General features: G+C 65.5%; 5 protein-coding genes. 2 read left to right on the top strand and 3 right to left on the bottom strand.

The genetic code is table 11. The annotated features are described in order from the left end of the window. Both WCB02_RS11280 and WCB02_RS11285 read left to right on the top strand, forming a co-directional pair. The coding region (locus tag WCB02_RS11280) for an ABC transporter ATP-binding protein (protein WP_423958230.1) at positions 1-594 on the top strand (594 nt) is incomplete at its 5' end. A 35-nt stretch (positions 595-629) separates the two neighbouring features. Then, positions 630-1,682 carry a GlxA family transcriptional regulator gene (locus WCB02_RS11285; protein WP_423958231.1) on the top strand — a complete coding sequence of 351 codons (1,053 nt, stop codon included), beginning with the start codon at positions 630-632 and terminating at the stop codon, positions 1,680-1,682. Positions 1,683-1,703: 21 nt separating this feature from the next. Here the strand turns inward: WCB02_RS11285 and WCB02_RS11290 are convergent, their stop codons facing one another. The 3 genes from WCB02_RS11290 to WCB02_RS11300 form a co-directional block, all read right to left on the bottom strand. Next, complete coding sequence (locus WCB02_RS11290) at positions 1,704-2,210, bottom strand: prolyl-tRNA synthetase associated domain-containing protein (protein ID WP_423958232.1); 507 nt, start codon at positions 2,208-2,210, stop codon at positions 1,704-1,706. Between the two features lie 55 nt (positions 2,211-2,265). Next, positions 2,266-3,264 (bottom strand): dipeptidase, encoded by a 999-nt coding sequence (locus WCB02_RS11295; RefSeq protein WP_423958233.1) that lies wholly within the window; start codon positions 3,262-3,264, stop codon positions 2,266-2,268. A gap of 26 nt (positions 3,265-3,290) precedes the next feature. Further along, on the bottom strand, positions 3,291-3,692 hold a 402-nt coding region (locus WCB02_RS11300), incomplete at its 5' end, for a sarcosine oxidase subunit gamma (RefSeq protein WP_423958234.1).

A 3,692-nucleotide genomic window follows, 5' to 3' on the forward strand; every position in this document is an offset into this window, starting at 1 on the left:
CTGCTCGACGAGCCGCTGTCGAACCTCGACGCCAAGCTGCGCAATGAAATGAAGATCGAGATCCGGCAATTGCAGAAGGGCCTTGATCTCACCACGATCTTCGTCACCCATGATCAGGACGAGGCGCTCAGCGTGTCCGACCGGCTGGTGTTGATGAACGCCGGCCGCATCGAGCAGATCGGCAGCCCGCGCGACATCTTCGAGCGTCCCGCTTCCGCCTTCGCGGCGGACTTCATGGGCTTCTCGAACCTGATTCCATTCACCATTGGCCCGGCGGGCGCTGTGCTCAAGAGCGGCCTTCCGATCCAGATCGATCGTGCGACGGAACCGGCCGGCCCCAGCATGCTGGCGCTACGGTCCGAGCACCTGTCGCTGCGGCCGGTCCCGGCGGAGGCGCCTATCAATACGGCGCCGGTCGCTGTGGAGGCGCTGACCTATCGCGGCTCGTTCGTCGACTATGCTGTGCGGCTGGAGGACGGCACGCCACTGTCGGTCCGCGGCGATGCCGACGGCGTGTACGCCCCAGGCGACAGGCTTCATGTCACCTGGAAACCATCCGCCGGTGCCATTCTCCAGGACGTCCCGGCCGCATAGGATCGACAACAAGAAGCGATACAGGGGGTCGAGACATGGCAAAGCCGGCGCGCAAGGGGGGATCACGGAGCGAGGCGGCCGATGCCGTGGTCCGGCTCAATGTCGGCTTCATTCTCGCCAATCGTTTCACGCTGACCGCGTTCTCGAATTTCATCGACGCACTGCGATTGGCCGCGGATGACGGCGATCGCTCGCGGCAGATCCTCTGCCGCTGGCGCGTGATGTCGGCGACGGGAAGCAGCGTGCCTGCGAGCTGCGGCATCGCGCTCACGCCCGACGCCGGTCTCGGCGATCCCACCGACTTTCATTATGTCGTCGTGGTCGGCGGCCTGCTGCATCAGGGACCGCAGATCGACCCGAGGACGCAAGCGTGGCTGCAGCGGGCGGCCGGGGCCGGCACGCCGCTGATCGGCGTGTGCACCGGCTCCTTCGTGCTGAAGCGCCTCGGCCTGCTCGACGGCCGGGCCGCCTGCGTCAGCTGGTATCATCGCCAGGACTTCATCGACGAATTCGGCGAGGCGCCAATGACCGATCGCCTGTTTGCGATCGACGGCGACCGCATCACCTGCGCCGGCGGCACCGGCGTGCTCGACCTCGCCGCGACCCTGGTCGACCGCCACGTCGGATCGGCCGCGGCGCGCAAGGCGCTGAACGTGCTGCAGCTCGACCGGCAGCGGACGGAAACCGCGCCACAGCCGACGCCACATCTGGCGCGCGATACGCGCGACCAGCGGGTCCGGCGCGCCAGCCTTCTGATGGAGCAGAACCTGACGCATCCGCTGGCGATCGCCGAGATCGCCGGACGCGTCGGCGTCAGCACCCGCCAGCTCGACCGCCTTTTTCGTGAGGCATTGAAGCTGTCGCCGGCGGAATGCTATCGCCGGATGCGCCTCGACTATGGGCGCTGGCTGCTGCAAAGGACCGATCGCAGCATCGTCGATGTCGCGGCGCAGACCGGATTTGCCGACGGCGCGCATTTTGCCCGCGTCTTCCGCGCCTGCTTCGGCCATGCGCCATCGAGCCTCCGCAACCAGGGACGGGGCGCGCAACTGCACGACGACACATCCACTCCCCGCGCATTCAATTGAGCCGAAAGGGCATCCGTTGGTTCATTCGGCCGTCGCGAGATCGAGCCACTGCGCGGGGTGATCGACCGCGATCAGGAAGCGATCGATACCGTCGGGCGACACGCAGATGGTGGCCTCGTTGCCCAGCGGATGACCGTTGATGGTCGCGGCCTTTCGCAGTTCCTCGTCGAGCACGACGGTAACGTCGCCTGCCTTGTCATTGATCAGCGCGAAGACCGAAACCGACCCCGGCCGGATGCCGAGTTTCTCGTACAACGCCTCGGCCGAGCCGAACGACAGCCCGCCACGGGCGCCGATTCGCGCGGCCAACGCCTTCAGGTTCACCTTGCGATCCTCGTCGAGAACCAGCAGGAAGAAGCGCTTCTTGCTGTCCCGCACGAACAGGTTCTTGGTGTGCGCGCCCGCGATCTCGCCGCGCAGCGTGCGGGATTCCTCAACGGTATGAACCGGCGGATGCCGGTGCATTGCCACCGCGATGCCATGCGCGTCCAGCAGGTTCAGCAAGTCCTCTTCGGCCGCCTGCGTCATTTCATCTCCGAGGTAGCTCGGCTGTCCCCTGCCTGTCAGGCAGCTTCGCTGCATTCTATGCGCCCCAGACCGTCCTGAGAAGCCGCAGCCAATTGTCGCCGACTACCTTCGTGATGCGGGACTCGCTCCAGCCGCGGCGCTGCATCGCCGCCGTGAGGTTCGGCCACTCGCCGATAGTCCGCATCCCCTCCGGATTGATCACGTCGCCAAAATTGGTCAAGCGCCGGCCGTAGCCCTTGTCATGGGTGATCCAGTCGAAGAACTCCTGGCCGTAGCCCTGCGTAAAGTCAGTGCCGATGCCGACGATATCCTCGCCGCAGATATTGATCACGTAGTCGATGGCCTCGATATAATCGTCTACATCAGCCTCGACACCACGCTTCAGGAACGGCGGGAACATGGTGACGCCGACGAAGCCCCCGCGATCGGCGATGAATCTGAGCTGCTCGTCGGTCTTGTTGCGCGGATGCGCCTTGAGGCCGGCCGGCAGGCAGTGCGAATAGGCCACCGGCTGTTTCGAGGCCAGGATAACGTCGGTGCTGGTCTGCGGGCCGACATGGGAAAGATCGCAGAGAATGCCGAGCCGGTTCATCTCGGCGATGACGTCATGGCCGAAATCGGACAAGCCGCCATCATGCTTTTCGTAGCAGCCGGTCCCGACCAGATTCTGCGTGTTGTAGGCGATCTGCATGATGCCGACGCCGAGCTGCTTGAAGATCTCCAGATAGCCGATCTGGTCCTCGATCCCGGTCAGGTTCTGCCAGCCCAGGATGATGCCGGTGCGCCCTTCCTGCTTGGCCTGCAGGATGTCGCCGGTGGTGCGGACCTGGCGCAGCAGATCCGCATTGTCGCGCAGCCAGCCCTTCCAGCGCACCACATTGTTCATCGTCGCGGTGAAGTTCTCCCAGACACAGCAGGTGCAGTTGGCCGCCGTCAGCCCGCCGCGCCGCATGTCCTCGAACACGGACCGGCCGAAATTCGATACGATCAGGCCGTCGATCACGATCGACTCGTCAAGAAGCTCGTTCGCCAGTGTGCCCGCCTCGTCCTTCATTGCTGGTTGGATGAATGTAGCCGCGATCAGTACTCCGGCAGGCCGCGCGCGGCTTCGGCGAGCAGCGCGACGACGTAGTCCGCAAAGGAGCGCCAGACCTCGAGCCTGAATGCCGGAGCGGAGCAGCGCCACAGCACGATGTCGGCCTTCGCCAGCAGCGTCCGCGTAACCATTCCCGGCGGAAATGCATCGGCGTGCAGGTCCAGCGGGCATCCGGCGCTGAGCAGCCGCGATGCGCCGCGTCCTTCCAGCATGAGGCCGACCTGTCGATGTGAGGCGTCGACGAGGCTGTGCGGCTCCTCGCCGAGCACGGCTTCCAGCTCCGCCATCAGCCCCGCGGGCTCCTCGTCCTCCGCAAGCAGCAGCCATTCGTCCGGGCCGAGCCACATGGCAACGCGCCCGCCGGACGCGATGGCCCTGCAGGGAGA

The sequence above is a fragment of the Bradyrhizobium sp. genome (genome assembly GCF_049581145.1).
Taxonomy (GTDB): Bacteria; Pseudomonadota; Alphaproteobacteria; order Rhizobiales; family Xanthobacteraceae; genus Bradyrhizobium.